General features: G+C 70.2%; 19 protein-coding genes and 1 pseudogene. 9 read left to right on the top strand and 11 right to left on the bottom strand.

What is annotated here, in order from left to right; all coding sequences use genetic code 11:
* Window positions 1-60: 60 nt before the first annotated feature.
* Window positions 61-957: a Ku protein gene (locus NLU66_RS00455; RefSeq protein ID WP_259360998.1), complete on the bottom strand. Its 897-nt coding sequence runs from the start codon at window positions 955-957 to the stop codon at window positions 61-63.
* A gap of 98 nt (window positions 958-1,055) precedes the next feature.
* On the opposite strand from NLU66_RS00455, the pseudogene NLU66_RS00450 reads away from it, so the two are divergent.
* From NLU66_RS00450 to NLU66_RS00415, 8 genes and pseudogenes are all read left to right on the top strand, one after another.
* Window positions 1,056-3,567, top strand: a pseudogene (locus NLU66_RS00450) (ATP-dependent DNA ligase).
* 144 nt (window positions 3,568-3,711) lie between these two features.
* Window positions 3,712-5,241 (top strand): sodium:solute symporter family protein, encoded by a 1,530-nt coding sequence (locus NLU66_RS00445; RefSeq protein ID WP_259360997.1) that lies wholly within the window; start codon window positions 3,712-3,714, stop codon window positions 5,239-5,241.
* The gene (locus tag NLU66_RS00440; protein WP_259360996.1) at window positions 5,238-6,482 is read left to right on the top strand and encodes an AGE family epimerase/isomerase; all 1,245 of its coding nucleotides are present in this window, start codon (window positions 5,238-5,240) and stop codon (window positions 6,480-6,482) included. Before NLU66_RS00445 ends, NLU66_RS00440 begins: the two co-directional genes overlap by 4 nt.
* On the top strand, window positions 6,479-7,222 hold the full coding sequence (locus NLU66_RS00435; protein WP_259360995.1) for a 6-phosphogluconolactonase: 744 nt from the start codon (window positions 6,479-6,481) through the stop codon (window positions 7,220-7,222). Before NLU66_RS00440 ends, NLU66_RS00435 begins: the two co-directional genes overlap by 4 nt.
* Window positions 7,219-7,989 (top strand): sugar isomerase domain-containing protein, encoded by a 771-nt coding sequence (locus tag NLU66_RS00430; protein ID WP_259360994.1) that lies wholly within the window; start codon window positions 7,219-7,221, stop codon window positions 7,987-7,989. The genes NLU66_RS00435 and NLU66_RS00430 overlap by 4 nt, the downstream gene beginning before the upstream one ends.
* Window positions 7,986-9,116: an N-acetylglucosamine-6-phosphate deacetylase gene (locus NLU66_RS00425; RefSeq protein WP_259360993.1), complete on the top strand. Its 1,131-nt coding sequence runs from the start codon at window positions 7,986-7,988 to the stop codon at window positions 9,114-9,116. The genes NLU66_RS00430 and NLU66_RS00425 overlap by 4 nt, the downstream gene beginning before the upstream one ends.
* On the top strand, window positions 9,113-10,354 hold the full coding sequence (locus NLU66_RS00420) for a hypothetical protein (RefSeq protein ID WP_259360992.1): 1,242 nt from the start codon (window positions 9,113-9,115) through the stop codon (window positions 10,352-10,354). The genes NLU66_RS00425 and NLU66_RS00420 overlap by 4 nt, the downstream gene beginning before the upstream one ends.
* Complete coding sequence (locus NLU66_RS00415; RefSeq protein WP_259360991.1) at window positions 10,336-11,349, top strand: LacI family DNA-binding transcriptional regulator; 1,014 nt, start codon at window positions 10,336-10,338, stop codon at window positions 11,347-11,349. Before NLU66_RS00420 ends, NLU66_RS00415 begins: the two co-directional genes overlap by 19 nt.
* Before the next feature lie 60 nt (window positions 11,350-11,409).
* On the opposite strand, the gene NLU66_RS00410 is transcribed toward NLU66_RS00415, so the two are convergent.
* The 8 genes from NLU66_RS00410 to NLU66_RS00375 all read right to left on the bottom strand — a co-directional run bounded on the left by NLU66_RS00410 (window position 11,410) and on the right by NLU66_RS00375 (window position 19,880).
* Complete coding sequence (locus tag NLU66_RS00410) at window positions 11,410-12,597, bottom strand: amidohydrolase (protein WP_259360990.1); 1,188 nt, start codon at window positions 12,595-12,597, stop codon at window positions 11,410-11,412.
* On the bottom strand, window positions 12,597-13,271 hold the full coding sequence (locus NLU66_RS00405) for a DUF1028 domain-containing protein (protein ID WP_259360989.1): 675 nt from the start codon (window positions 13,269-13,271) through the stop codon (window positions 12,597-12,599). The genes NLU66_RS00410 and NLU66_RS00405 overlap by 1 nt, the downstream gene beginning before the upstream one ends.
* Entirely contained in the window at window positions 13,268-13,711 is a 444-nt protein-coding gene (locus tag NLU66_RS00400) for a RidA family protein (protein WP_259360988.1), read from the bottom strand. The genes NLU66_RS00405 and NLU66_RS00400 overlap by 4 nt, the downstream gene beginning before the upstream one ends.
* Entirely contained in the window at window positions 13,708-15,051 is a 1,344-nt protein-coding gene (locus NLU66_RS00395) for a flavin-containing monooxygenase (protein ID WP_259360987.1), read from the bottom strand. Before NLU66_RS00395 ends, NLU66_RS00400 begins: the two co-directional genes overlap by 4 nt.
* Window positions 15,052-15,106: 55 nt before the next feature.
* The gene (locus tag NLU66_RS00390; protein WP_259360986.1) at window positions 15,107-16,507 is read right to left on the bottom strand and encodes an MFS transporter; all 1,401 of its coding nucleotides are present in this window, start codon (window positions 16,505-16,507) and stop codon (window positions 15,107-15,109) included.
* Between the two features lie 215 nt (window positions 16,508-16,722).
* Entirely contained in the window at window positions 16,723-17,673 is a 951-nt protein-coding gene (locus tag NLU66_RS00385) for a LysR family transcriptional regulator (protein ID WP_259360985.1), read from the bottom strand.
* Between the two features lie 87 nt (window positions 17,674-17,760).
* A complete protein-coding gene (locus tag NLU66_RS00380) occupies window positions 17,761-19,251 on the bottom strand; it encodes a C69 family dipeptidase (RefSeq protein ID WP_259360984.1) in 1,491 nt (496 codons plus the stop codon).
* 80 nt (window positions 19,252-19,331) lie between these two features.
* On the bottom strand, window positions 19,332-19,880 hold the full coding sequence (locus NLU66_RS00375; RefSeq protein ID WP_259360983.1) for a VOC family protein: 549 nt from the start codon (window positions 19,878-19,880) through the stop codon (window positions 19,332-19,334).
* A gap of 126 nt (window positions 19,881-20,006) precedes the next feature.
* Between NLU66_RS00375 and NLU66_RS00370 the strand changes: the two genes are divergently transcribed.
* On the top strand, window positions 20,007-20,822 hold the full coding sequence (locus NLU66_RS00370; RefSeq protein ID WP_259360982.1) for a suppressor of fused domain protein: 816 nt from the start codon (window positions 20,007-20,009) through the stop codon (window positions 20,820-20,822).
* Window positions 20,823-20,862: 40 nt separating this feature from the next.
* On the opposite strand, the gene NLU66_RS00365 is transcribed toward NLU66_RS00370, so the two are convergent.
* Together NLU66_RS00365 and NLU66_RS00360 are read right to left on the bottom strand one after the other, a co-directional pair.
* Window positions 20,863-24,003: a DUF3427 domain-containing protein gene (locus tag NLU66_RS00365; RefSeq protein WP_416232199.1), complete on the bottom strand. Its 3,141-nt coding sequence runs from the start codon at window positions 24,001-24,003 to the stop codon at window positions 20,863-20,865.
* Entirely contained in the window at window positions 24,003-24,437 is a 435-nt protein-coding gene (locus tag NLU66_RS00360) for a (deoxy)nucleoside triphosphate pyrophosphohydrolase (RefSeq protein ID WP_259360980.1), read from the bottom strand. Before NLU66_RS00360 ends, NLU66_RS00365 begins: the two co-directional genes overlap by 1 nt.
* Window positions 24,438-24,488 lie beyond the last annotated feature (51 nt).

Raw genomic sequence — 24,488 nt, 5'->3', positions numbered from 1 at the left:
CCGACCGGTCGGTACCACGGCTCTTGCGGGGGCATCTCCGGCGGAGGACTCCGGCAGGGCCTATCCGGATCTCTTCGAGGAGCGTGTCGTCGTCGAGCCCTTCTTCCCCGACGACCTCTTCTTCGTCGTCGAGCCCTTCTTCGTCGTCGGGGACTCCTTCTTCTCCGTCGCACCCCGCCGTCTCTGCACGCTGCGCTCGAGGGCGTCCATCAGGCTGATGACCTTCCCGTCGTCCGCGTCGTCGTCGGAGGTGTCCTCGCCGAACGTCGCCTCGGTGTCGACGGAGTCGCCCTCCTCGAGCTTGGCGTCGACCAGCTCGCGCAGCTGCTCCTGGTACTCGTCGGTGAACTGCGCGGGGTCGAAGTCCCCGCTGAACTGCTCGACCAATGCGGCGGACATCTTCCGCTCCTTCGCACTGATCGTGGTCCGGGACGGGCCGAATTCGACGTCCTTCAGGTCGGTCGGCCAGCGCAGCGTCTGCAGGGCGAGCAGGTCCTCGTGCACCCGCAGCACCCCCAGGCGGGTCTTGGAGCGCAGGGTGAAGGTGACCACGGCCGTGCGCTCGGTGTCCTCGAGGGTGCGGCGCAGCAGCACGTACGCCTTCGAGGAGCGGCCCACGGGCTCGAGGAAGTAGGAGGTCCCCAGCAGGATCGGGTCCACCTGGTCACCGGGGACGAACTGGACGACGTCGATCTCGTCGTTGTCCTCTGCCGGCAGGTCCGCGAGCTCCTCGTCGGTGAGCACGACGGTCTTGTCCCCGTCGTCATAGGCCTTGTCGATGTGCTCGTAGTCGATCTCGCGCCCGCAGACCTCGCAGGTGCGCTGGTACCGGATGCGTCCCTGGTCCTCGTCGTGGACCTGGTGGAAGGAGAGGTCGTGCGACCGGGTCGCCCCGTAGAGCTTCACGGGGACGTTGACGAGCCCGAACGTGATCTCACCGCTCCATATCGCGCGCATGCTCCATGGCACCACGTCTCGCGTCGCCTGGCCAGTGGTGCGGGGCCGAGGGGGAGGGGACCCGTGACGGATCGCCGGGGGAGGGGCACAGTGGAGGCATGGCTATCGGTGAGCAGAAGGTCGAGGTCGGCGGTCGCCCGCTGAGGGTCTCGCACCTCGAGAAGGTCTTCTACCCCTCCACGGGCACCACCAAGGGCGAGGTGCTGGACTACTACCGGCGCGTCGCCGGGGTGATGATCCCGCAGGCCGCCCGCCGCCCCGCCACCCGCAAGCGCTGGGTCGACGGCGTGGGCACCGCCGAGCATCCCGGGAAGGTCTTCTTCCGCAAGGACCTCGAGGACCACGCCCCGGACTGGGTGCCGCGCGCGGACATCGAGCACCGGGACGGCACCTCGACCTACCCCCTGGTCGACGAGCCGGCCGTGCTCGTATGGCTCGCGCAGCTGGCAGCCCTCGAGATCCACACCCCGCAGTGGCGCTTCGACGCGGATCTCGCACCGTCGGACCCCGACCGACTCGTGCTGGACCTCGACCCGGGCGAGGGCGCGGGGTTGGCGGACTGCGCCCGTCGCCCGCTGGTGCCGCGAGATCCTCGACGGCATGGGGATGGCGTCCTTCCCGGTCACCTCCGGCTCGAAGGGCATCCACCTGTATGCGCCCCTGGACGGCTCCGCGGCGGCTGAGGAGGTCGCCCGGGTGGCCCACGAGCTCGCCCGGTCCCTCGAGGAGGATCACCCCGACGAGGTCCTCAGCGACATGACGAGGTCGCGGCGCGCGGGCAAGGTGCTCGTGGACTGGTCCCAGAACAACGGCCACAAGACCACCGTGTGCCCGTACTCGCTGCGGGGGCGTCTGCGGCCCACGGTCGCCGCGCCCCGCACCTGGGAGGAGATCGAGGACCCGGAGCTCGAGCAGCTGGAGCTCGAGGAGGTCCTGCGGCGCGTCGAGGACGGCGTCGATCCGATCTCCGGCCTGGGACTGACCGGCGACGGCTCGCACGCCGACGAGGATCGTGGCACGCGGGACCGCCTGGAGGTCTACCGCTCCAAGCGCGACGCCGCTCGGACTCCCGAGCCCGTCCCCGAGCACGGGCCGGGCACCGAGGCCGCGCAGCACGCGCTCGATGCGGAGGAGCCGATGTTCGTGATCCAGGAGCATCACGCCTCGAGCCTGCACTGGGACGTGCGCCTCGAGCACGACGGCGTGCTGGTCTCCTGGGCCGTGCCCAAGGGGCCGCCGCTGGATGTGGACGTGAACCGCCTGGCCGTGCAGACGGAGGACCATCCGCTCGAGTACGGCACCTTCGAGGGCAGCATCCCGAAGGACGAGTACGGGGGCGGCGATGTCACCATCTGGGACACCGGCACCGTCGAGATCGAGAAATGGCGCGAGGGGGAGGAGATCATCGCCGTCTGCCACGGCCGCGAGGACGGCGGGCTCGGCGGGGTGCCGCGCCGCTTCACGTTCGTGCACACCGGCGGCATGGGTGGGAAGGGGACGAGCCGGGCGGCGAAGGAGAAGGCGCGCGCCCAGTGGCTGCTACACCTCATGAAGGACCAGCCCGGGGCCGAACCCGCCCGCGCCGCGTCCCCCGATGCGGCATCCGACGAGGGAGCCGGTGCGGTGACGATGGGGGAGCCGATCTCTCCGATGCTCGCCACCCTGGGCAGCCGCGAGGACATCCGCGACCAGGACGACTGGGCCTTCGAGATGAAGTGGGACGGCGTGCGCGTCATCGCGACCGTCACGGCCGGCGCCGTGCGTCTCACCAGCCGCGCCGGCACGGACCTGACCGCGATTTTCCCCGAGCTCGCCGAGCTGGAGGGCGTGATCGACCCCGATGCGCTCGCGGCCGGCGAGACCGTGCTCGACGGGGAGATCGTCGCGCTCGACGCCCGCGACCGGCCGTCCTTCCCTCGCCTCCAGCAGCGCCTGGGCCTGACCCGTCCACGGGACGTGGAGCGGGCCCGCCAGGACGTGGAGGTCCATGTGATGCTCTTCGACCTGCTCGTGCGCGGCGGGGACTCGCTGCTGCGCACCCCGTACCGCGAGCGCCGGGACGCCCTGTTCGACCTGGCCGAGCCGAGCGGGCACGTGCAGCTGCCGCACGCGGACCACGGCGACGTCGACCATGCGATCGCGCTCTCGAAGGAGCTGCAGCTCGAAGGTGTCATGGCGAAGAGGGAGACGAGCGTGTACCGGCCCGGCAAGCGCAGCCGCACCTGGATCAAGATCAAGAACGCCCGGCACCAGGAAGTGGTCGTCATCGGCTGGCGGCACGGCAAGGGCAGCCGGGCCGGCGGCATCGGCTCCCTGCTGCTGGCCGTCCCCGACTTGGACGGCGAGCTGCGCTACGCCGGACGCGTGGGCACCGGATTCAGCGATCGCGAACTCGAGCAGATCGCCGCCACGCTCTCCTCCCGGACTCGGAAGACGCCTCCGGTCGATGACGTGCCCTCTGCGGACCGGCGCGACGCCGAGTGGGTGCGCGCGGACCTCGTGGCCGAGGTCCAGCACACCGAGCGCACGGCCGACGGCCGCCTCCGCCACCCCGTCTGGCGCGGGTGGCGGGAGGACAAGACCGCGGGCGAGGTGCGCTGGGAGGAGTGAGGCGAGGCCGACCGGCGCTGAGCCTGCTCGACTGATCGCTTCGTGCATCACGAAGAGGTCACGGTCTGCGGGACCGCTTCCCTGCACACGTTTGCATGGGACTGTCGCCCCCATCACATCGCAGATGAGAGATGAGGGAGCACCATGGCTGTCCTGGACTGGTTCGTCATCGCCGCGTACTTCGTGGTGATGGTGCTGATCGGTGTCTATGCGAAATCGAAGATCAGCGACGCCTCTGACTTCTACGTCGCAGGCGGAAAGCTCCCGGCGTGGCTCGTGGGCATCTCCCACCACATGTCGGGCTACTCGGCGGCGGTCTTCGTCGGTTACGCGGCGCTCGCCTACACCACGGGCTTCGCGGTCTACGTCTGGTGGGCCCTGAGCATCACCGTGGCCTGCAGCATCGGCGCATGGCTGTTCGCGCCCCGCTGGCCTCGGCTCCGCCGGCGACTGGGCATCATCTCCCCGCTGGAGTACCTTGCGAAGCGCTTCAACGTCCCCACGGAGCAGCTCCTCGCCTGGTCCGGTGCTGTGCTCAAGGTCTTCGACGTCGCCGCCAAGTGGGTCGCCAGCGCGATCCTGCTGCAGGTCTTCGCGGGCCTTCCGATCGCGTGGGGCATCCTCGTCGTCGGTGGCGTCACGATGGTCTACTCGACGATCGGTGGCATCTGGGCGGACGTCCTCACCGATCTCGGCCAGTTCATCATCCAGCTCGTCGCCGCCCTCGCGATGCTGGCGATCGTCATGGTGAAGCTGGGCGGCATCTCGTCGCTGTGGACGATGTGGGACCAGCTTCCCGAAGGACACGCCCTCCCGTTCAACGGGGACCTCACCGTCTGGTTCTTCCTCGCCTACTGCGTGATCTCGACGCTGTCCTACAACGGCGGCACCTGGAACCTCGCCATGCGCATGATCGCCACGGAGAACGGCGCAGCCGCCCGTCGCTCGATGATCTTCTCCGGCGTGCTCTACCTGATCTGGCCTTTGGTGCTGTTCGTGCCCATGTGGGCCGCGCCCCTCTTCCTGCCGGACCTCGCGGACCCCGAGCAGTCCTATGCGCTGCTCGCCCAGCAGCTGCTGCCTGCGGGACTCATCGGTCTGGTCCTCGCCGGCATGTTCTCCCACACCATGGCGATGACCGCGTCCGACGCGAACGCCATCTCCTCCGTCGTCGTGCGTGACATCATCCCGGCCCTCCGGCGCGATCGGGGCTTCCTGCCGGAACGCAGGGAGCTGTTCATGGCCCGCCTGACGACCTTCCTGTTCATCACCCTCTCGATGGGCATCGCCCTCACCGCGGACAGCTTCGGCGGTGTGCTCGGCCTGCTCATCGCCTGGTTCGGCGCGCTCGTGGGTCCCATCGCCGTCCCGATGCTGCTGGGACTGCTGCCGGCGTTCCGCCGTTCCGGATCAGCCGCGGCGATCACCTCCTGGGCCGTGGGACTCACCGTCTTCGCGCTGAACAAGTACGTGCTCGCCGGACCGATCGACGCGCTGGGGACCGCCTCCGCACAGGCCATCACGGTCGCCGCCCCCGTGCTCTGCTCGATCATCGTGTTCATCGGCTACGGGTTCGTCCGCCCCGCCCACAGCGCCGAGGTCGACGATCTCGTCGACTCCCTCGGCAGCGACGCGCCGGCTGCACCCACGTCGGCAGCCGCGGCAGCTCGATGAGCGACCTCCGCGCCCATCTGGAGACGGACGTCCTGGAATGGTGGAGCAGGGAAGGGGCCGACGACGCGCTCGGCGGCGTCCACACCTGCTTCACCAACCGAGGCGAGCTCCTCAACCGCGAGAAGTACACCTGGTCCCAAGGACGTTGGGCCTGGACCTGTGCGCTCGTGGCCGACGAGATCGACCTCGGCCGCGTGAGCGGTGACAGCGCCCTCTGGCGGGACCGCTCTGCGCGCACCGCTGGGTTCCTCGCCGACCACGCCTTCCTCCCCGACGGCCGCACCAGCTTCCGCCTCGATGATCACGGCCGGCACCTCGCTGACGAGCACGGCGAGTACGCCACCAGCGTCTTCGCGGACCTCTTCGCCGTCCTCGGGCTCGCCGGCGCTGCGCGGACCTCGGCAGCCGATCCCCGTGCATGGATCGACCAGGCAACACGGACGCTGGAGCAGGCCGCCGTGTCGATCCGCCGGCGCACCGCGAAGAGCGAGCCCTACCCGGTCCCCACCGGGTTCCGGGACCTCGCCGGCCCGATGACACTCCTGCACGTGGCTGGAGAGCTGGAGCGGGCGGCGCCGAATGAGAGCACCCGCCGCATCATCGACCAGGCGCACCACGATCTGCTCGGGGACGGGGACACCTTCCTCGGAGCGGATCACTGGTGGGAGTTCCTACCCGATCAGCCCTCCACCGACGACACGCTCCTGGCACGTCACGTCACGCCCGGACATCTGCTCGAGCTGCTCTGGATGCTCGTGCACGTCTCCGACCGCAGCGACCAGATCACCGTCCCCGACGCGCTCCTCACCTCACTCGCCCTCTGCGCCCTCGAGACCGGGTGGGACCACCAGGAGGGAGGCCTGCTCCGATACACCGATCGCGAGGACGGAGGCAGACCCGTCGGCCGGCTCCTGGAGACCCCCTACGAGGCCCTCGTGCAGCGCACCTGGGACACCAAGCTCTGGTGGGTCCACGCCGAGGCCGTGTACGCGACCGCCCTGCTCGCGCGGCGCACCGCCTCTCCCGAGCTCGCCAGCTGGGCGCGCCGGGTGCGCGAGTACACCTTCGCCACCTTCCCCGACCCCGACGGGCGCGAATGGATCCAGATCAGGACCAGGGACGGGCAGCCCCTCGACGACGTCGTGGCGCTCCCGGTCAAGGATCCGATGCACATCGCGCGATCGCTGCTGCTGCTGAACGCGCTCGAGACCCCCCGGACGACAGAGGAGACCCCGCGTTGACGACCCCCGACCACCCGCTCACGGTCCACGCCCACCCGACGCTCGACGAGATGGGGGCGGCGGCGGCACGGGCCGCCGCACCCGTGCTCCGCGATGCCATCTCACGCCGGGGCAGCGCCCGCCTCATGCTGGCCGCCGCCCCCAGCCAGTCCGCGACGCTTCACGCTCTCGCCGCCGAGGACATCGACTTCTCCACGATCGACTGCTTCCACATGGACGACTACATCGGACTCGCCCCCGATGCCTCACAGGGATTCGGGAACTGGCTCGAGCACGAGCTCTTCCGTCGCGTCACGCCCCGCAGCTTCCACCGCATCGACGTCACCGCCGACCCGGAGCAGGCGGCCTCCTCCTACCGGGAGACGATGGGCGACGAGCCCTTCGACGTCACGCTGTGCGGGCTGGGGGTCAACGGCCACCTCGCCTTCAACGATCCCCCAGCGGACCTCGAGGACCCCTTGACCGCTCGCGTGGTCGAGCTCGACCTGGTCTCCCGCCGGCAGCAGGTCGACGAGGGTCACTTCTCCTCGGTCGACGAGGTGCCCGCCCACGCGATCACCGTCACGATCCCGCGGCTGCTCCACGCCCGTCGTATCGTCGTGTCCGTACCCACGGCCGTGAAGCGCCAGGCGGTCCACGATGCCGTGCACCAGCCCATCTCCGGGAACCATCCGGGGACCGCGCTGCGCACGCACCCCGACGTCCACCTGTTCGTCGACCAGGAGGCGGATCCCCGATGACCGATCAGCCCGCCGGTGCCCTCGCCGATGCCTACCTGGACGCGGTCACCGATCTGATGAGCCGCATCCGCCGCGAGGAGAAGGAAGCCGTCGCCGCTGCGGCGGACGTCCTCGCCTCGCACATCGCCCAGGACCGCCTGGTGCACGTCTACGGCCCAGGAGGTCATTCGAACCTCGCAGCGCAGGAGGTCTTCTTCCGTGCGGGCGGTCTCATGCATGTCGCCGCGATCCTCGACGAAGGGACCCTCCTCTCCGGGGGTGCCCTGCGCTCCATGGCGATCGAGCGCAACCCCGGATACGGCAGGATCGTCATCGAGTCCCACCACCTCGGGACCGGCGACCTGCTGATCCTCGTCAACGCGTACGGGATCAACGCCGCCCTCATCGACGCCGCGCTCACGGCGTCGGAGCGCGGATGCACGGTCATCGGCGTCTCGAGCCGACTTCACGCGGACTCGACCGCCCCGGAGCATCCCGCACGTCACCCCACGAGGAAGAACCTGCACGAGGTCGTCGACCTGCACATCGACACGAAAGTGCCGGTGGGCGACGCCGTCCTCGAGATCGACGGCGTCGCGGAGAGGACGGGAGCCGTCTCGACCTTCGCGAACGCGTTCACCATGAACTGGCTGATGGCGACCACCGTGGCGCTGCTCGCCGAGCGAGGCATCGACCCGCCCATCTGGCGATCCGGCAACGCCCCGGGCGGGGACGAGGCGAACAACAGGTTCATCGCCGACTTCACCGGCCGGGTGAGGTGGCTGTGACCACCACGATCCACGGCCTCGATCCCGCGACCGGTGACGTGCTCGAGCTCCAGGTCGACACCGCGATCACTCGGATGACCCGGCGCCCGCAGGAGGCCGGGGAGGACCTCCCCTTCCTCGCACCGGGCCTCATCGACCTCCAGGTCAACGGGTTCGGCGGCATCGACATCAACGGTCCGGAAGTCTCGGCGGAGCGGATCACGGCGATGAGCGACGCGCTCGCCGGCATCGGTGTCACCACCTGGGTGCCCACGATCGTCACGGCGTCCGAGGAGGCCATCTGCCACGCGCTGCGGTGCATCGCCGAGACGCGTGCGTCCTCCCCGGCCCTCGCCCATGCCATCCCCTTCGCCCATGTGGAAGGGCCGTTCCTCTCCGCCGAGGACGGCCCACGCGGGGTCCACGACATCGAGCAGATCCGGCCCCTCGACGCCGACGAGGTCACCCGATGGCAGAGCGCGGGACCCGTCGGTCTGGTCACGGTCTCCCCGCACACGGACGACGCCCCGGAGCAGATCGCGAGGATCGTCACCGGGGGCGTGATGGTGGCCGTCGGGCACACCCATGCGAGCACGCCGCAGATCACGGCCGCCGTGGACGCGGGAGCGTCGCTCTCCACGCACCTGGGGAACGGGATCTTCCCCCGTCTCGCACGGCACCCGAACCCCATCTGGACCCAGCTCGCCGAGGACCGGCTCACCTGTGGGCTCATCGCCGACGGGCACCACCTGCCGCCGGAGACCCTCGAGGTGATGCTGCGCGCCAAGGGACCCGACCGCGCCTTCCTGGTCTCCGATGCCACGGAGCTCGCCGGCCGGGAGCCGGGTCTCCACCGCACCGCTGTGGGCGGGGAGGTCGAGCTGACCGAGGACGGTCGCCTCTCCTACGTCGGCACCGAGATGCTCGCCGGGGCCGCCTCCGATGTCGCCGCCGGGCTCCGATTCGTCCTCCGCTCCACGAGCCTGTCCCTCCACGACGCCCTCGCCCTCGTCACCAGGACGCCGGGCCGAGTCCTGGGCCGGGACACGACCTTGCGCACAGGCGCCGTCGCCGACCTCGTGACGCTCACAGCCGACGGGACCATCCAGCAGGTCTGGCGGCACGGCGCCCTGATCGAGCGCCCATGATCGACGTCGGCGCGGCGGTCCAGCCGCTGGGGATCGCGTCGCCGGTGCCGATGTCCGGCTTCGCCGCGCGGACCGCTCCGAGCACGGGTGAGCACGACGAGCTCGGCGCCCGCGCCCTCGCTCTCGACGAGGCGGTGATCATCGCCGTCGACGTGTGCGTGCTCGAGGAGAGCACCTGTCGCTCGATCGCCGAGACCGTCCGTCCCGACCAGCCGGATCTGGTGATCGTCACTGCGACCCATACGCACGCCGGTCCGTGCTCGGCCCCGCACCGGCTCACGCCCTGCACCCCGGAGATCGAACGGACGATCGTGCTGGCAGCGGCGATGGCAGGCCTGGACGCCCGCGCCGCCCGGCGGCCGTGCACGGTCGCACTGCAGTCGGCGCACGGGGTGGGCGTGGCGAAGAACCGGCGGCACCCCGGACGGGAGATCGACCCTCCCGTCACGCTGGTCCGCTTCAGCTCCGAGGGGCGCGTCGTCGCCGCACTGGTCTCCTACCCCTGCCACCCCGTGGTGCTCGACGGCACCAATCAGCTGCTCTCCTCCGACTACATCGACGCGGTCCGACGCCGTGTCGAGCTCGAGCATCCCGGAGCGGTCGCCGTGTTCACCACCGGCTGCGCAGGCGACGTCAACACCGGCCACCGGGCCGAGGCGTCCTACCGCCTCGAAGGATCGAGCACCCGCACCTTCGCGGAGGCGGAGCGGGTGGGCACGGCCATCGCCGAGGCCGCCCTCTCCTCGACGCCGGCACCCGTGGAGCTCGACGGGCTCGGCATCTGCTCACGTCCGGTGATGCTGGACTTCGACCTCCCTACCGGACAGCAGATCGAGGCCGACCTCGCCGCCTGGATCGCCGAGCGGCCCGCGGCGGAGGCTGGCCGTGCGGCGCTTCTGGACATCTGGATACGCTGGGCCCGCCATAGGCCCGGGGGCACCGCATGGCGGGGACGCATCAGCGCGCTCCGGCTCGGGGGACTGACCATCGTGACGCTGCCGGGCGAGCCCTTCCTCGACGTCGCGGCCGCCATCGAGGTGCAGGTGGAAGGGACGTGTCTGGTGCTCGGCTACGCCGACGGGTGCCCCGGATACGTGCCGACGGCGGGGGAGTACCGGTACGGCGGCTACGAGGTCGAGGACGCCCACCGCTACTACGGGATGCCCGGGCCCTTCGCGGCGGGCAGCGCGGAGACCCTGGTGGAGGAGGCGATGACGGCATGCCGGGCGGTCGGGTGAAGAAGGCTCCCACGATCGTCGAGATCGCCCGCGACCTGGGGGTGTCGTCCTCCACCGTCTCCCGGGCGTTCACCGCTCCGCGCCTGCTCAGACCGGAGACGGTCGAGAGGATCCGCGCCGCCGCCGCGGAGCGCGGCTACATTCCCAATGTCCACGCCCGCGCTCTCAGCACTGGCGTGCCTCGCACCATCGGGCTGATCGTCCCCGACATCGCGAACCCCTTCTTCCCGCCGATGATCCGCGCCGCCCAGCGAGCAGCCGAGGAGACCGGGCACACGGTGCTCATCGCCGACACCGACGGGGACGTGGACCGGGAGAAGCGCATCATCGCGCGCCTCGCCGCCCAGTCCGAGAGCCTGATCATCGCCAGCTCCCGGCTCCCCTCGGACGAGCTCGTCGAGCTCACGGACCGGCGCCGGGTGCTGTTCATCAATCGCGACGAGCCGGACACCGCACGCATCCTCGTGAGCGCGCGAGATGCCCTGAGCCAGTGCATGGATCGCCTGCTCGAGCTCGGCCACCGGCGGTTCGCGTACGTGGGCGGTCCCGCCGGGTCCTGGTCCGACGGGGAGCGGCACGGCGCCGTGCTCGCGGCGCTGCAGGGGAGCGGGGCGCATCTCCATTCGCTCCGCATCGAGAGCGGCACCTACGTGGACACCATGGTCGCCGGGGACGAGATCCTCAGCGCCGGCCCCACAGCGGTGATCGCCTTCGACGACGTCATCGCCCATGGGGTGATCGACCTGCTCCACCGTCGAGGGATCTTCGTCCCTCAGCAGATCAGCGTCGTGGGCTGCGACGACGTCCTCGCGCTCACCACCCAGCCTCCGCTCTCGAGCGTCGCCCTGAAGGCTGTGGAGGCCGCTCGTCTCGCCGTCCGCATCGTCGTAGAGGGGCAGGTCAGCGAGATGCTCTCGCCTCAGCGCATCGCACTGCAGGGAGAGCTCGTGGAGCGGGGAACGGTGGCCGTCTCGCCCGAGCGGCCCTGTGTGTGACCCGGCGGTGCGAGGCGGACCGACGCCGGGCTGATCATGATGCGACGAGGGGGTGAGGGGTCAGCCCTCGTCCGCCCCGCCCGCGAGCATCTCGACCACGGTCTGCGCGAGCAGCACTGCCCCGTCTCGCACGGCCCTGTCCGCGGCCGGCGTCGCAGCGGCGGCCGCGAACTCGGGCTGGTGGTTCACCGCAGGCAGGGAACCGATGCCGAGGTAGGGGTGGATCGCGCGGACGTGCTGGGACACGTTGCCCATGTCCGTCGAGGCGGTGGCCATGCCGCGAGGGCCGTCCTCGGCGAGGTCCATGTCCCGTCCCTGCGCGGCGGCGAGGCGGGTGAAGATCTCGGCGAGCTCGAGGTCGTTGCGGAACTCCGCATAGCGCGGGCTCGTCTCCCGCAGCTCCCACGAGCATCCCGTGGCGGTCGCCCCGGCCTCGAAGCAGGCGCGCACCCGCTCGAAGGCCACGTCGAGCTCCTCAAGTGTGTCCGCGCGGACGTACCAGGAGCCGCGGGCGCTGCCGGGGATCGCGTTCGGCGCCGTGCCCGCCTCCTGGACGATGCCGTGGACGCGGATCGTGTCGGGGAGCTGCTGGCGCAGCAGCCCGATGGCGACCTGCGCGACGGTGAAGGCGTCCGCGGCGTTGACGCCGAGGTGCGGGTAGGCGCCGGCGTGGGAGGCCATGCCCTGGTACTCCACGTCGACGTGGGCGACCGCGCGAGGACGGGCCAGGACGGCGTCCGCCGGCCCGGGGTGGATCATCATGGCGAGCTCGAGACCGTCGAAGACTCCGGCCTCGAGGAGGGGGATCTTGCCGCCTCCGCCCTCCTCGGCGGGCGCGCCGATGACGCGGACCTGCAGGTCGAGCTCGTCCGCCACCGCCTGCAGGGCGTGGGCGGCGCCGAGCGCGGCGGCGGCGATGACGTTGTGGCCGCAGGCGTGTCCGAGCCCCGGGAGGGCGTCGTACTCGGCGACGAGGCCGATCGTGCGGGACCCGGTGCCGTGTTCGGCGACGAAGGCCGTGGGGAGCCCGGCGACGCCGCGCTCCACGGTGAATCCCCACTCGTCGAGGCGAGCCGTGAGGAAGGCCGCGGAGTCGTGCTCCTGCCAGGCCGTCTCAGGATGCGCGTGCAGGTGGTGGCTGGTCTCGACGAGCGCTTCCCGCAGGTCGTCGACATCCGTCTCGACGGCCTGCAGCAGGCTCGAGGAGGTGGGGTCCCCGTCGTGGCCCGGCGCGCTGATCTCGGGCATCACTCGTCCCCCGGGACGCCATAGGAGGGTGCCGCCGTCGGGTCGAGGGCGCGGGTGCGGTAGTCCGCCTTCTGCGGCATCCACAGCTCGAGCAGGCGGGAGATCTCCGCGAGCGGATCCTCCGCGTCGTCCACACGGAGGTCCGTCGTGCGCCAGGGGACGTCGTCGACGACGGCGAGCCCGGCCGAGCGGATCTCACCCGCCTCCCCGCCGGCCTCGACGGCGGCGCGGAAGGCGGCGAGCAGGCGGTGCTCGAGCTGCTCCCCGGCACTGCCCTCGAACGCCGTGACCATCGCGGGGACGACGGCTTCGTCGGCGAGCAGGTTGCCCGCGGCGACGCACTGGTCGCCGATGGCGCTCGCGCGCGTGCCGAGGGCGTTCTCGCCGGAGTGCTCCGCCGTGCCGCCGTGCGCGTCGACGACGGTGAGCTGGCGGTACGAGGCGTGCGGCTCCTGCTCGATGACGGTGGCGAGCGCGGCGCTCGCCGGGAGCCCGGCCTCGAGCCGGTCCAGGAGAGCGGGCCCCAGAGCGGGATTGGTGACGTTCTGCGAGGCGACGGCGCCGACGCCGGCGCGCAGGTGCAGGCAGCGCGAGGCGACGGCGGGGCTGGACGAGCTCACCACCATGCCGAGGGCGCCGGTGCGAGCGTCGCGGGCGACGATCGAGAAGGTCATGCGCCGGCCACCTCGTGGTCGTCCTCCGGGTCGCTGATCACGGCGGTCGCGTCGATCTCCACGAGCCACTCGGGGCGGGCGAGGGCCTCGACGACCAGCCCGGTGGAGACGGGGTGCACGCCCTTCAGCCAGCGTCCCATCACCCGGTACACGGTCTCCCGGTAGCGGATGTCGGTGAGGTAGACGGTCACCTTGACGACGTCCGCGAGTCGGCTGCCAGCCTCGCGCAGGAGCATGTCGATGTTCGCCATGGCCTTCTCCGCCTGGGCCTCCACGTCGCCGATGCCGACGGACTCGCGGGTCTCGAGGTCCTGGCCGATCTGCCCGCGGAGGTAGACGACACCGCCGGCGACGACGGCCTGGCACAGGTCGTTGTCGAGGTTCTGCTCGGGGTAGGTGTCTTTCGTGTTGAAGGGGCGGATGCGCGTGTGCGTGGTCATCGGGTGATCTCCTCCAGGAGCTGCTGAGCGGGATGGGACGGGGCGGGCGAGGTCGGTGAGGCCTGCGCCGACGGCGCGTACTGCGCGTACCGGCGGCGGGTGGCGATGTGATCGGCGACGTGCATCGCGTCGTGCCAGGTGCCCCAGATGAAGCTGGAGCCGCGACGCGACAGCCATGGCAGGCCAAGGAAGTAGATGCCGGACTCCGTGGAGACGCCGCGCAGGTGCGCGGGCCGGCCGGCCCCGTCGAAGGCATCGACCCGGAGCCAGCTGAAGTCCTGGACGTAGCCCGTCGCCCAGATGATCGAGGAGATACCCGCTGCGCGCGGGTCGAGCGAGCGCATCGGGTCGGTGACGCAGTCCGGCAGGGGGCCGAGCTCGTGCAGCTCGGGCTCCTCGGGAAGATCCAGCCCGTTCGCCTCGACGTAGGCGTCGGCCTCCGCCAGGAGCTCGAGGAGGTTGGCGTCGCCGGCGGTGATGTTGCCCTGCAGGTCGTCGGCGAAGCGGAGGGTGCCGTCGAGTGCGGGCTCGGTGCGTCCCACGAGCGTGATGCCGGCGGCGGCGAGCTCACGGAAGTCGATGGTGTGGCCGCCGCGGGCGCCGCTCACCGCGATGGTGACGTGGTCCGATTCCGGTGCGGTGGCATCCCACTTGCCGAGAACGCCCAGCCACCAGACGAAGTCGCGGCCCCGGTAGCTGCGCGGCGGGCGGTCGTGGGGGCCCACGGAGAGGTGCACCTGGCGCCCGGCCGCGCGGAGCTCCTCGGCGATCTGGGCGCCGGAGGATCCGGCGCCCACCACGAGCACGCCTCCGTCGGGGAGCTGGTCCGGGTTGCGGTACTCCGCGGAGTGGATCTGGTGGGGGATGAGGTCCTCACCGATGATGCGGGGGAAGACGGGCACCTGGAACGGGCCGGTCGCGGCGATCACGTTGCCCGCGGCGATGGTGCCCTCGCTCGCCTCCACGAGGAACCCTGGGGCGCCCTCCCGCCTCGAGACCGAGAGCACCTCGACGCCGGTGCGCACGGGGGCGTCGAAGCTGCGCGCGAACGCGCCGAAGTAGTCGGCCATCTGGTCCTTGGTGGCGAACTCGTCGGCACCCACCTCGGGGATCTCCATGTCGGGGAAGCGATCGTGCCAGGCGGGTCCGTTGGCGACGAGGGAGTCCCAGCGGCCGTGCCGCCAGCGATCGGCGACCTCGGCCTTCTCGAGGACGAGGTGGGGGATGCCCAGGCGGGTGAGGTGGGCGCTCGCGGCGATGCCGGACTGGCCGGCGCCGACGACGACGACCTCGGTGGACTCGACGGGGGCCGAGTCGCCGGAGGGGGACGAGGTGAGCATGGAGAGGGCCTTCCTCTTCAGAGGTGCGATGGGAAGCGGGTGGTCGCGTGTGGTGTCAGGCGAGCGGCGCCGCGGGCGGGGCCTGGGGGAGCGTGGCGGCGCCGGGGGCGTCGGCCGACGTCGGTCGTGCGGTGCCGAGGTCCTCGGCCTTCATGAGGTCGATGCCGCGCGACTCGCGGATCGTCGCGACCGTCACGATGCCCACCATGCCGACGATCGCGAGGAAGTAGCCGGGCATCATCGTGCTGCCGGTCGTGTCGATCAGCCAGGTCAGCAGGTACGGGGCCGTGCCGGCGAAGAGCGCCGCGGTGAGCGCGTAGGCGATGGAGAGGCCCGTCTGCCGGGTGCGGGTGGGGAACAGCTCGACGACGGTCACCGCGTGGGTGCCGAGGATGATCGCGAGGATCAGCGCGAGCCCCATGGTCGAGGTGAGCGCGGCCCAGGTGGTGCCCACGCGCATCAGGGCGAACAGCGGCACCGAGAGGACGGTGAGCGCGATCGCGGCGGTGAAGAGCACCGGCCGGCGGCCCACGCGGTCCGACGCGGCACCGGCGAGCGGCACGACCACGAGCGCGAGCGCGGAGCCGAGGGTGGACAGGAGGGCGGCGCGGCCGGCGTCGAATCCGAGGTTCACCTCCTGGTACGTCAGCAGGTAGACCAGCACGACGTAGAAGGTGACGTTCATGAAGATCTCCATGCCGCAGGTCTTGAGGAACTCGCGCCAGTTGGAGCGGAACACCTCGCGCACGGGGGAGGAGGAGACGGTCTCGAGCTCCTGGAGCGCTCGGAACTCGGGGGTGTCCTCGATCCGACGACGGATGTAGAACCCGATGAGGCCCAGCGGGACCGTGATGAGGAAGGGGATGCGCCAGGCCCATCCGGTGATCTGCTCGCTGCTGAACGCGGTCTCGAGGATCAGCACGCAGAACGAGGCGAGGAGGAAGCCGAGCAGGCTTCCGAACTCGAGCCAGCTGCATCCGAACCCGCGCCGCTTCGCGGGCGAGAACTCGCCGAGGAACGCGGCGGCGCTGCCGAACTCGCCGCCGGCGGCGAGGCCCTGGACCACGCGCGTGGCGATGAGCAGGATCGGCGCGAGGATCCCGATGGTCGCGTACCCGGGGAGGACTCCGAGCACCAGTGTGGACAGGGCCATCGAGAGGATGACGACCGTGAGGGTCGTGGTGCGGCCCAGCCTGTCGCCGAGGCGGCCGAAGATGATCGCACCGATCGGACGGACGAGGAACGAGATCGCGAAGACCCCGAAGGTGGCGAGCAGGCCGGCGGTGCGGTCCGCGTCGGGGAAGAAGACGGCGGAGATCGTGGTCGCCATATAGGCGTAGACCGCCCAGTCGAACCAGTGGACGAGCACGCCGATCGATCCGGCGATGGTGCTGGTGCGGACGGCGCGGCGGTCCACCTGGGACCGGCGGGGGTCCGGGACGGCGGGGGCGGTCATGGTGAATCCCCTTCCTCGGGGCTGATGGGTCCGACCAGAATCGGGACCCCCGAGGAATCACGCAAATAGAGGAACGTGAGGAAGTTCTTCTGTTCTCGAGATATAGCCGGGCGATTTTCGCCGTGACCAAAGCGTGATGAGCGGTCTCATCAGCCGTCGTCCGTGCTCGCCCCGGAGCTGCCGGGAGGCAGGGAAGAGAGTGAATGATCGGCCGTTCATGCAGGTGAAGAAGGTGAACTGGGGTCCTCGGATGCCGTGGTGCCGGCGATCACCGCACGGCACGCCTCCGCGAAGGCGCGCGCCCGGCGGGTGGGCAGCGCGCCGTCGTCATTCCACGCCAGCACGATGTCGAGAGAACGCGTCTGCTCGACGATCGGAATGTGGTAAAGGCTCCCGCCGGAATAGGTGGATTCGATCTTCGGCTGCTGGTTCAGCAGCGTGAAGCCGTGTCCCATGGCGACCATCGCCCGCACCGCCTCATAGCTCTCGAACCGGTAGCGCACCGTCGGCTGGAGCCCGTGATCGGTGAAGGTCCGCAGGAAGTAGTCGCGGCTGAGCGGAAGGTCCAGCAGCACCAGCGGCTCGGTGGCGAGCTCGGCGAGGCTCACCGCATCGCGGCCCGCGAGCGGATGGTCCTGGGCGACCGCGGCGTACAGCGGCACCTGCGCGAGGGTCTCGAGACGCACCGTCGAGTCCAGCCCGAGGTCGTACGTCAGCGCCACCTCGATCCGGTGCGCGGCGAGGGCGGGGGCGACCTCGTCCGCCGTCAGCTCGGTGACGTCCACGTGCAGCCCCGGCGCCCGCTCACCCAGGTCCCGGACGAGGGTGGGGAGGAAGAACGGCGCCAGGGTGCGGAAGCAGCCGACGCTGACCCGCCCGCTGAGGGACTCGGAGTGCACGGATGCGACGGCGTCGTCGAGCTCCGCGAGGATCTGCCGTGCACGCTGGAGGAAGTCCTCGCCCGCGGCCGTCAGCTGGAGACCCTTGGCACGCTGGCGGATCAGCAGCCGCACCCCCAGCTGCTGCTCGAGGTGCGAGATCGCCGTCGAGATCGCGGACTGCGCGATGAACAGCTCCTCCGCGGCAGCCGTCATGCTGCCGCGCTCAGCGGACTCCACGAAGTAGGTCAGCTGGGTGAGGGAGATGTCCCGTCGCCTGATCGGCATGCGTCCTCCTGGCGCGAACGAGGTGACAGCAAGCGGATCGCGCATCCGCTGGTGGGTCATTCTCCTCGTGGCGCCGTGAACCCGGCCCTACCCGTCGGACCGCGAGAACGTATTCGTCATGTGGTTGCTCGCGGTGAGCAGCACGTCGCCCAGCAGGGCATCGGTCGCGGTGCGGATCTGCTCGGCGACGGCGGTGTTCGCCTCGGCGAGCAGACCGGGCACGGCGGCGCCGTCGGCCGCATCGGCGGCCTTCGTCGCGGCGTGCACGGCCGCGTGGCCGAGGGCGAGGGTGCGCTGCTGGTAGCGCTCGATCGCGGGGATGACCTCGTGGAAGTGGGCGTCGGCGAGGGCGGCGATCATGCGGGAGGCCCAGTAGAAGCTGTCCGTGCTGACCCTCGCCTCGGTGGTCCCCAGGTACGCGGGCGCCTCGTCGACGTTCGTGAACATCGGGATCAGCGTGTTGAAGGGGTTCGACGCGTAGGCGACCCACTGCAGCGCGCGATGCGACTCGGGCAGGTCCGGGCGGATCTGCAGAATCGCGAGGGCGTTGTGCCGGTTGATGCCGACGGGCCGGAACGCGCGACGCTCCGCCGCGGTGCCGTGCGTCGAGTACGGGTCGAAGACGGTGCCCTGGTAGTGGGAGCTGAGCACGTCCTTGACGTCCTCGACGGTGAGCAGGCGCTCGGGCCGGCGGCTCCACGGGAGGTCGTCCGAGTCGGGGCTCGCGCCGGGCAGGCCCGCGTCCCAGTCCTCGCTCGCCGGGTTCAGGGTGCGCTGCATGTACCAGGCGCGGGGCGTGTTGTAGACGTGGTCGGCGTCGCTGTGGGAGCCGAACGCCTCGCGCGGGTTGAACACCGACGGCGCCGCCTCCTCCGCGTCGCGCTGCGTGAGGTCGAGGTGGTGGGTCGCCAGGAACTCCCGCAGGTCCGGGCTCGCGAGGTGGTCGCGGCCGGCGCCCTCGGCGTCGTCGAGGTCGAAGGAGTCGATGCCCAGCTGGTTCGGCATCGTCACGTAGTGGTCCTCTGGCACGCGCCGCGCGATCCAGTGGTGCCCGCCCACCGTCTCGAGCCACCAGATGTCCTGCTCGTCGCTGAACGCGATCCCGTTCATCTCGTAGGTGCCGTGCTCGGCGAGCAGCGCCCCCAGCCGCTCCACGCCCTCCCGCGCGGAGCGGATGTAGGGCAGCACGAGGGTCACGAGGTCCTCCTCGCCGAACCCGCCCGGCGTCCCCGTCGCCGGGTTGTGCTCGACGAACGGATCCGCGCCGAGCACCCGCGGGTTGCTCGTGATCGTCTCCGTGGCGCTCATGGCGACGTTCGCGGCGTTGATCCCGGCGCAGGCCCAGACCCCCTGCTGGGGGACGGCGTCGGGGATCGCGGTGTACCGCAGGGGATCGCCGGGCAGCTCGATCGTGCGCTTGCCGATCACCGAGGTGTAGGTGCGCGGCTGGTCGGCCGGCTGCACCACGACGACCTTCTTCGGGTCGAAGGTGCCGTTGCCGGAGTCCTCGTTGCGGGCGACGATCGGCGACCCGTCGGCGCTCGCCTTGCGGCCGACGAGGAGGGTGGTGCAGGGCATGGCGAGGACTCCTGGTGCGAGAGTGCGAAGGGTCCTGCCACTTTACGACCGGGCGCGGCCAGGGGCGGGGCCGGTCGGGATCAGCGCGGGGAGGGCATCCACACCTCGGCCTGCGAGTCCTCGTCGTAGTAGTGGCCGGAGGGGATCGTCTGCAGCTCGATCAGCATCCCCCACGGGGCCTTCACGTAGACGCTGCCGTTGCCGGGCGAGTCCTCGTGGCGGCTGTTGCCGTGCACCTCGGAGAGCGCCGTGCCGCCGGCCGCAACCAGCCGCGCGAGGCTGCCCTCGATGTCGTCGCAGTACAGCGAGATGTGGTTCAGCCCGAAGTCCGCGAGGCCGGACGCCGCGCGCTGCTCCCCGCTGATCTCGAACACCTCGAGACCCGGCCCCTCGCCGATGACGATCATCCGCTGGCGATGGATGGCGGCGCCGGAGGGCAGTCCCAGCTGGCGCTCCACCTCCTCGCCCTGGCGCGGCTCGTCCTCGGGGGTGAGGCCGTCGTAGGCGACCTTCGTGCCGAGGCCCTCGACGAAGAACGTGGTGGCGGCGTCGAGATCGGGGACGGTCACCCCGATGTGCTGGATGCCGCGGGGCAGGGGGCCGGCGGCGGGAGCGGGGGACTCTGACATGGGGGGGCGTCCTCTCTCGGGTGATGCGCGGTGCGCGCGTCCACGGCCAACGTACTCGCGCGGCCTGGGGCGGCCGACGTCCCCTGTTCCGGCTCCGCGGCGGTGACCCTCTGCCAGACTCGGCGCATGGCAGACCTCGACGCGTTCCCGCACCACGTCTTCGACGCCCTGGGCACCGAGCCCCTCGTCCTGGAGGAGCGGATCGGCGGCTCCGTCATGGTCGTCGAGAAGCATCCCGAGAACGGCCCGATCACCCTCATCACCGCCGGCGCCTCTCGGATCCCCACCGACTCCGGCGAGCGGGTCGAGCTCGCGGTGGAGGTCCTCGACGGCCAGCAGGGCGCCGCGCTCGTCGCGATGCGGATCGTCTGCGACGACATCGCGAACAACCGCCGTGTGCCGCCGGTCGGCTCGCCCTGGCGCAACAGCGAGCCGTTCCTGCGCGACACGCAGATCTCCGCGATCCTCGCGACCACCTCCCGCTGGGGCGCCGCCTTCGACGAGGTCCGCTCCGAGAGCGGCGAGGTCCTGGGCCATGTGTGCACCCTCCGCCTCATCACCGATGAGGAGGCGAGACTGGTCGCCGCGCAGGGATGGGACGCGCTGCAGGCCGCCGTCGGAAGCGCCGACGCGCTGCTGGACGTGACGCGGAGGAGCGCCGTCGCAGGCGCCGAGGTGACCGCATCGATGCCCGTCTTCCTCACCAAGCTCCACGCCGAGCGCCCGCCGCGCTGGGTCACCTTCACCGGCCGCGAGATCACCTCGGTCACCGGCCTCGAGTCACCCGAGTACATGGCGGACAACAGCAACCACGAGCTGCTCTCCGTCGACGTCTTCCTCGACCGCTTCCCCTTCGTGGGCGCCTTCCTGGAGAGCGCCACGCCGGGGCAGACGGCGCTGTTCACCGACGCCTCGGGGGAGTTCGTCATCGAGGAGGACTGACGTCCACCGTCGCGCTGAGTACGGCCGACGGGCCCGCGCTCTAAACGGCCGCCTTGGCCTCCAAGAACAGATCCATCGGCATCTCCCGATCGAGCTTCCAGACGATCTGCATCGGCTTGGATCCGGTGGCCTGCTGGAACCGGACGGTGCCGAGGCAGGTGTAGGGCTCCGTGCCGAGGTCGCCTGTCTTGGAGCGGCGTACAAAGAGGATGACGTCGGAGCCGCGGGAAGCGTGGTTGATGTAGCGCTGACCGGTGGCGCTGTGCGCGCCCGTGGTGCTCTGCGATTCCCAGTGGAAGTGGTCCTGGTTGATCGCGTAGTCGCGGTACATCGTGGTGGGGGAGTAGTCGGTCTCTGACTTCTTGAGCGTGACGAGGAGGGCGTCGGCCTGGAGGGTGGGGAGCCACTTCACGCCCTCGCGGATGGCGCCCGGCATCCCGGCGTCGTGCGTTCCAAGGCCCAGCCCGGCAAGCAGCTCTTCGCGGGAGTAGGTCGCGTGGGAGCGCAGCGGTGTCGCCGAAGAACGGCCGCTGAGGGGCTCCGGGCGTACGCGGCCGGCCTGAGCCTTGTACTCCAGCAGGTTCAGCAGTTCCCGCACGACGAGCGGCCGTGAGCGCAGCTCTTCCAAGCCGGCGCGAATGCTCTGGGTGCCGGTCGACCAGATCGAGAAGTAGAGCATCGCGGCGTACAGGTTCGTGTCGACGCCAGCGGGAAGCTCGCGCGCGGCGAGGAGTGAACGGTAGGCGGCGATCCGGTCGGCGTCGTCCACGTGGGTGAGCGTCCTGACGCGTCGGAGCAAGACGTCATCCTGGACAGACAGTTCGCCCTGTACCTCAGCGTTGGGAAAAGCCCAGTCCACGAGCGCTGACCAGGACGATGCCCGCTGGTTCCCGCCGAACGTACGCGTTGGCGGGGTGTAGACATCTGCGAGAGATCGCTCGGCGATCTCGAGGTACGTGCCGAGGTTGTAGTCCTTCGGGGCGACATCCTCGGGCAGATGCTGGCGCACATCCGCGACGAGGTCCTTGGTGGAGAGCTTGAGCTGCTTCTTCACGTTGCTCAGCACGATGTCCTGGGCGACCGCATCAAAGACTATCTGGGAGCCGGGCGGAAGGAATGGGAAGCCCTCTTCGATGTTGCGTTGGAGCTGATTCCGGGAGAGTCCGGTCAACGCGCGGTACTTCAGATCAAAGCGGAAGGCTTCGTTCTGTAGGCCCACAAAATCGAGCACGGTGAGCACGGACTTGCCCTCCGCGCGGCGCAGGCCGCGGCCCAATTGCTGCAGGAAGATCGTGGAGGACTGCGTGGGTCGCAGCATGAGGACCGTGTCGATCATCGGGATGTCGAGGCCCTCGTTGAACAGGTCGACCGCGAACAGGCAGGTCACTTCGCCGTTGCGCAGGCTTTCCAGACCACGTCGTCGTTCTTCAGGGTGTGACTCCCCGGAGAGGGCGAGGGCCGGGAGCCCTGCGTCGTTGAAGACGCGTGCCATGTAGCGCGCGTGTTCCACGCTGACGCAGAACCCCAACGCCCGCATGCTCTGGGGATCGGTGACCTTGTCCTCGACTGCGGCGAGGATCTTCGCGGCGCGTGCGTTATTGCCGGTGAGGGCCTGCTCCAGTTGGCCGGTGTCATAGCGGCCGCGGGAGAAGCGCAGGGAGCGGAGGTCCACGCCATCGCCGATACCGAAGTAGTGGAAGGGCACCAGAAGATCGGCCTCGAGGGCGTCCCAGAGTCGGAGCTCGCTCGCGGCTCGTCCGTCAAAGAACGCCTGGGTGACGTTCACGCCGTCTGCCCGCTCTGGTGTTGCCGTGAGGCCCAGCAGCTCCGTCGGGGCGAAGTGGTCCAGCACGCGCCGGTAGGAGTTTGCATCGGCATGGTGGAACTCGTCGATGACGACGATGTCGAAGTGCTCAGGGTCCCACCGCTCGAGCTCCTGCGTACGCGCCATCGACTGGATCGACGCGAAGACGTGCGTTCCCTTCAGTGGACGGTGCCCGTCCACCATGAGCTCACCGAATGCCTCTTCCTTGAGGACGTCACGGTACGTGCGCAAGGACTGCTCAAGGATCTCCTTGCGATGCGCGAGGAACAGGAGGCGAGGCCGCTGCTGCGTCGAGGGGCGCAGCCGCTTGTAGTCGAGTGCGGCGACGACCGTCTTCCCGGTGCCGGTCGCAGCGATGACGAGGTTCTTGTGCCGCCCGCGGGTCTCGCGCTCGGATTGGAGATCGTCGAGGATCTCCTGCTGATGCGGGTAGGGGCGCACGTCGAGGCTGCTGATGCCGAGCAACGTGCTGCGGCCGCGGCCTCCGTTCTTCGCGAGAAGCGCGTCAAGGTACTCGGCGTCCGCGTCGGGGTTGTAGGGAGCGAACTCCCTGCTGTCCCAATAGGTGTCAAAGGTGGACGCGAACTTGTCGAGCAGCGTGGAGGTCACTTGGCGCGAGAGCTTCACGTTCCACTCGAGGCCGTCCACGAGCGCGGCACGGCTCATGTTCGAACTGCCGACGTAGGCCGTGGTGTACCCGCTGTCGCGGTGGAACATCCACGCCTTCGCGTGGAGATGCGTGGACTGCGCGTCGTAGTTGATGCGCACCTCGGCACCCAGTGCGCGCACAAAGTAGTCCAGTGCGCGGCGGTCCGTCGCCCCGATGTAGGTGGTGGTCAGCACCCGGATCGGCGCGCCGCGGTCGGCAGCGGCGTTGAGGGAATCCTCGAGCACCCGGATCCCGCTCCACTGCACAAAAGCGCACAGCAGATCGATCCGATCAGCACTCGCCATCTCCCGGCGCAACTCCGAGCCGAGCTGCGGGTCATTACGGGCGTTGGTCATGAGCGCCACGTCGCTGAGCCGTGTCGCTGGCCGGTCTAGCGGAACTGCGCCGGGCCGGGACACTTCGGTGAGTAGGCGCGGCCCGGGCGAGACCTGTCCCTGCTGCCCCGCGAGCGGCAGAGCGCTCAACACCGAGTTGGCAAGGTCAATGCGTTGTTCCGGCGGAGCCTCGCGGAGCGCTTGTGCGACGACGGTACTGATGTGCTGCGTGAGGACGTGGGTGACCTCGGCAGCGTCCACTTCCGTCGTGGGCGCGGTGAAACCGTCAGCCTCGGCGGTTGTGATGAGGTCGGCGAGGCCGGTGGTGACGAGGAGTTCATACAGGCCCGGATCGAGTCGCTCCGCGGGGATCACTTCGCCTCACTCTCGTGAGCGCGGAGGTCGCGGATTCTCTGTGGCAGCCCGGGAATGATCGGAACGTCGCCGGGCGCCCAGTCCCATTGGTCCAACTCCGTGAGGGGAATCCATTGCATCGCGTCGTGATCCGTGCTCGCGGAGGGCTCGGCTCCGGTGAGCTGGGCCAGGTAGCAGGCGAGCTCGATTCTCTTCTCGCCGACGGTGCTGAGGCTGCGGTCCACGAGCGGGCCCACGGTGACCGTCACGGACAGCTCCTCCTCAAGCTCGCGGGCGAGCGCCTGCTCCGGGGCCTCGCCCGGCTCCACCTTGCCGCCGGGGAACTCCCACAGGCCGCCCGCGCTGCGCTCGGGGTTCCGGCGCGCCGCGAAGACGGTCTCCTCGCGGACGATGACGGCGCCGACGACGCGCACGACGGGGACGGCGTTCACAGTGGGCTCCTCAACAGGCGGGTAACGCGACTTGGGCACTACTGAATCAGT

The organism is Brachybacterium sp. NBEC-018, from assembly GCF_024860185.1.
Lineage (GTDB): Bacteria > Actinomycetota > Actinomycetes > Actinomycetales > Dermabacteraceae > Brachybacterium > Brachybacterium rhamnosum.
Note: the sequence above shows the minus strand (reverse complement) of the source record. Positions and strands in the feature narration are given on the sequence as shown.

Bases quoted from the DNA above. Each gene is read 5' to 3' on its own strand.
- NLU66_RS00390 (WP_259360986.1), bottom strand. From the start codon at position 16,507: ATGACCGCCCCCGCCGTCCCGGACCCCCGCCGGTCCCAGGTGGACCGC.
- NLU66_RS00400 (WP_259360988.1), bottom strand. From the start codon at position 13,711: ATGACCACGCACACGCGCATCCGCCCCTTCAACACGAAAGACACCTAC.
- NLU66_RS00370 (WP_259360982.1), top strand. From the start codon at position 20,007: ATGGCAGACCTCGACGCGTTCCCGCACCACGTCTTCGACGCCCTGGGC.
- NLU66_RS00405 (WP_259360989.1), bottom strand. From the start codon at position 13,271: ATGACCTTCTCGATCGTCGCCCGCGACGCTCGCACCGGCGCCCTCGGC.
- NLU66_RS00455 (WP_259360998.1), bottom strand. From the start codon at position 957: ATGCGCGCGATATGGAGCGGTGAGATCACGTTCGGGCTCGTCAACGTC.
- NLU66_RS00430 (WP_259360994.1), top strand. From the start codon at position 7,219: ATGACCGATCAGCCCGCCGGTGCCCTCGCCGATGCCTACCTGGACGCG.
- NLU66_RS00380 (WP_259360984.1), bottom strand. From the start codon at position 19,251: ATGCCCTGCACCACCCTCCTCGTCGGCCGCAAGGCGAGCGCCGACGGG.
- NLU66_RS00385 (WP_259360985.1), bottom strand. From the start codon at position 17,673: ATGCCGATCAGGCGACGGGACATCTCCCTCACCCAGCTGACCTACTTC.
- NLU66_RS00395 (WP_259360987.1), bottom strand. From the start codon at position 15,051: ATGCTCACCTCGTCCCCCTCCGGCGACTCGGCCCCCGTCGAGTCCACC.
- NLU66_RS00445 (WP_259360997.1), top strand. From the start codon at position 3,712: ATGGCTGTCCTGGACTGGTTCGTCATCGCCGCGTACTTCGTGGTGATG.
- NLU66_RS00440 (WP_259360996.1), top strand. From the start codon at position 5,238: ATGAGCGACCTCCGCGCCCATCTGGAGACGGACGTCCTGGAATGGTGG.
- NLU66_RS00410 (WP_259360990.1), bottom strand. From the start codon at position 12,597: ATGCCCGAGATCAGCGCGCCGGGCCACGACGGGGACCCCACCTCCTCG.
- NLU66_RS00415 (WP_259360991.1), top strand. From the start codon at position 10,336: ATGCCGGGCGGTCGGGTGAAGAAGGCTCCCACGATCGTCGAGATCGCC.
- NLU66_RS00420 (WP_259360992.1), top strand. From the start codon at position 9,113: ATGATCGACGTCGGCGCGGCGGTCCAGCCGCTGGGGATCGCGTCGCCG.
- NLU66_RS00375 (WP_259360983.1), bottom strand. From the start codon at position 19,880: ATGTCAGAGTCCCCCGCTCCCGCCGCCGGCCCCCTGCCCCGCGGCATC.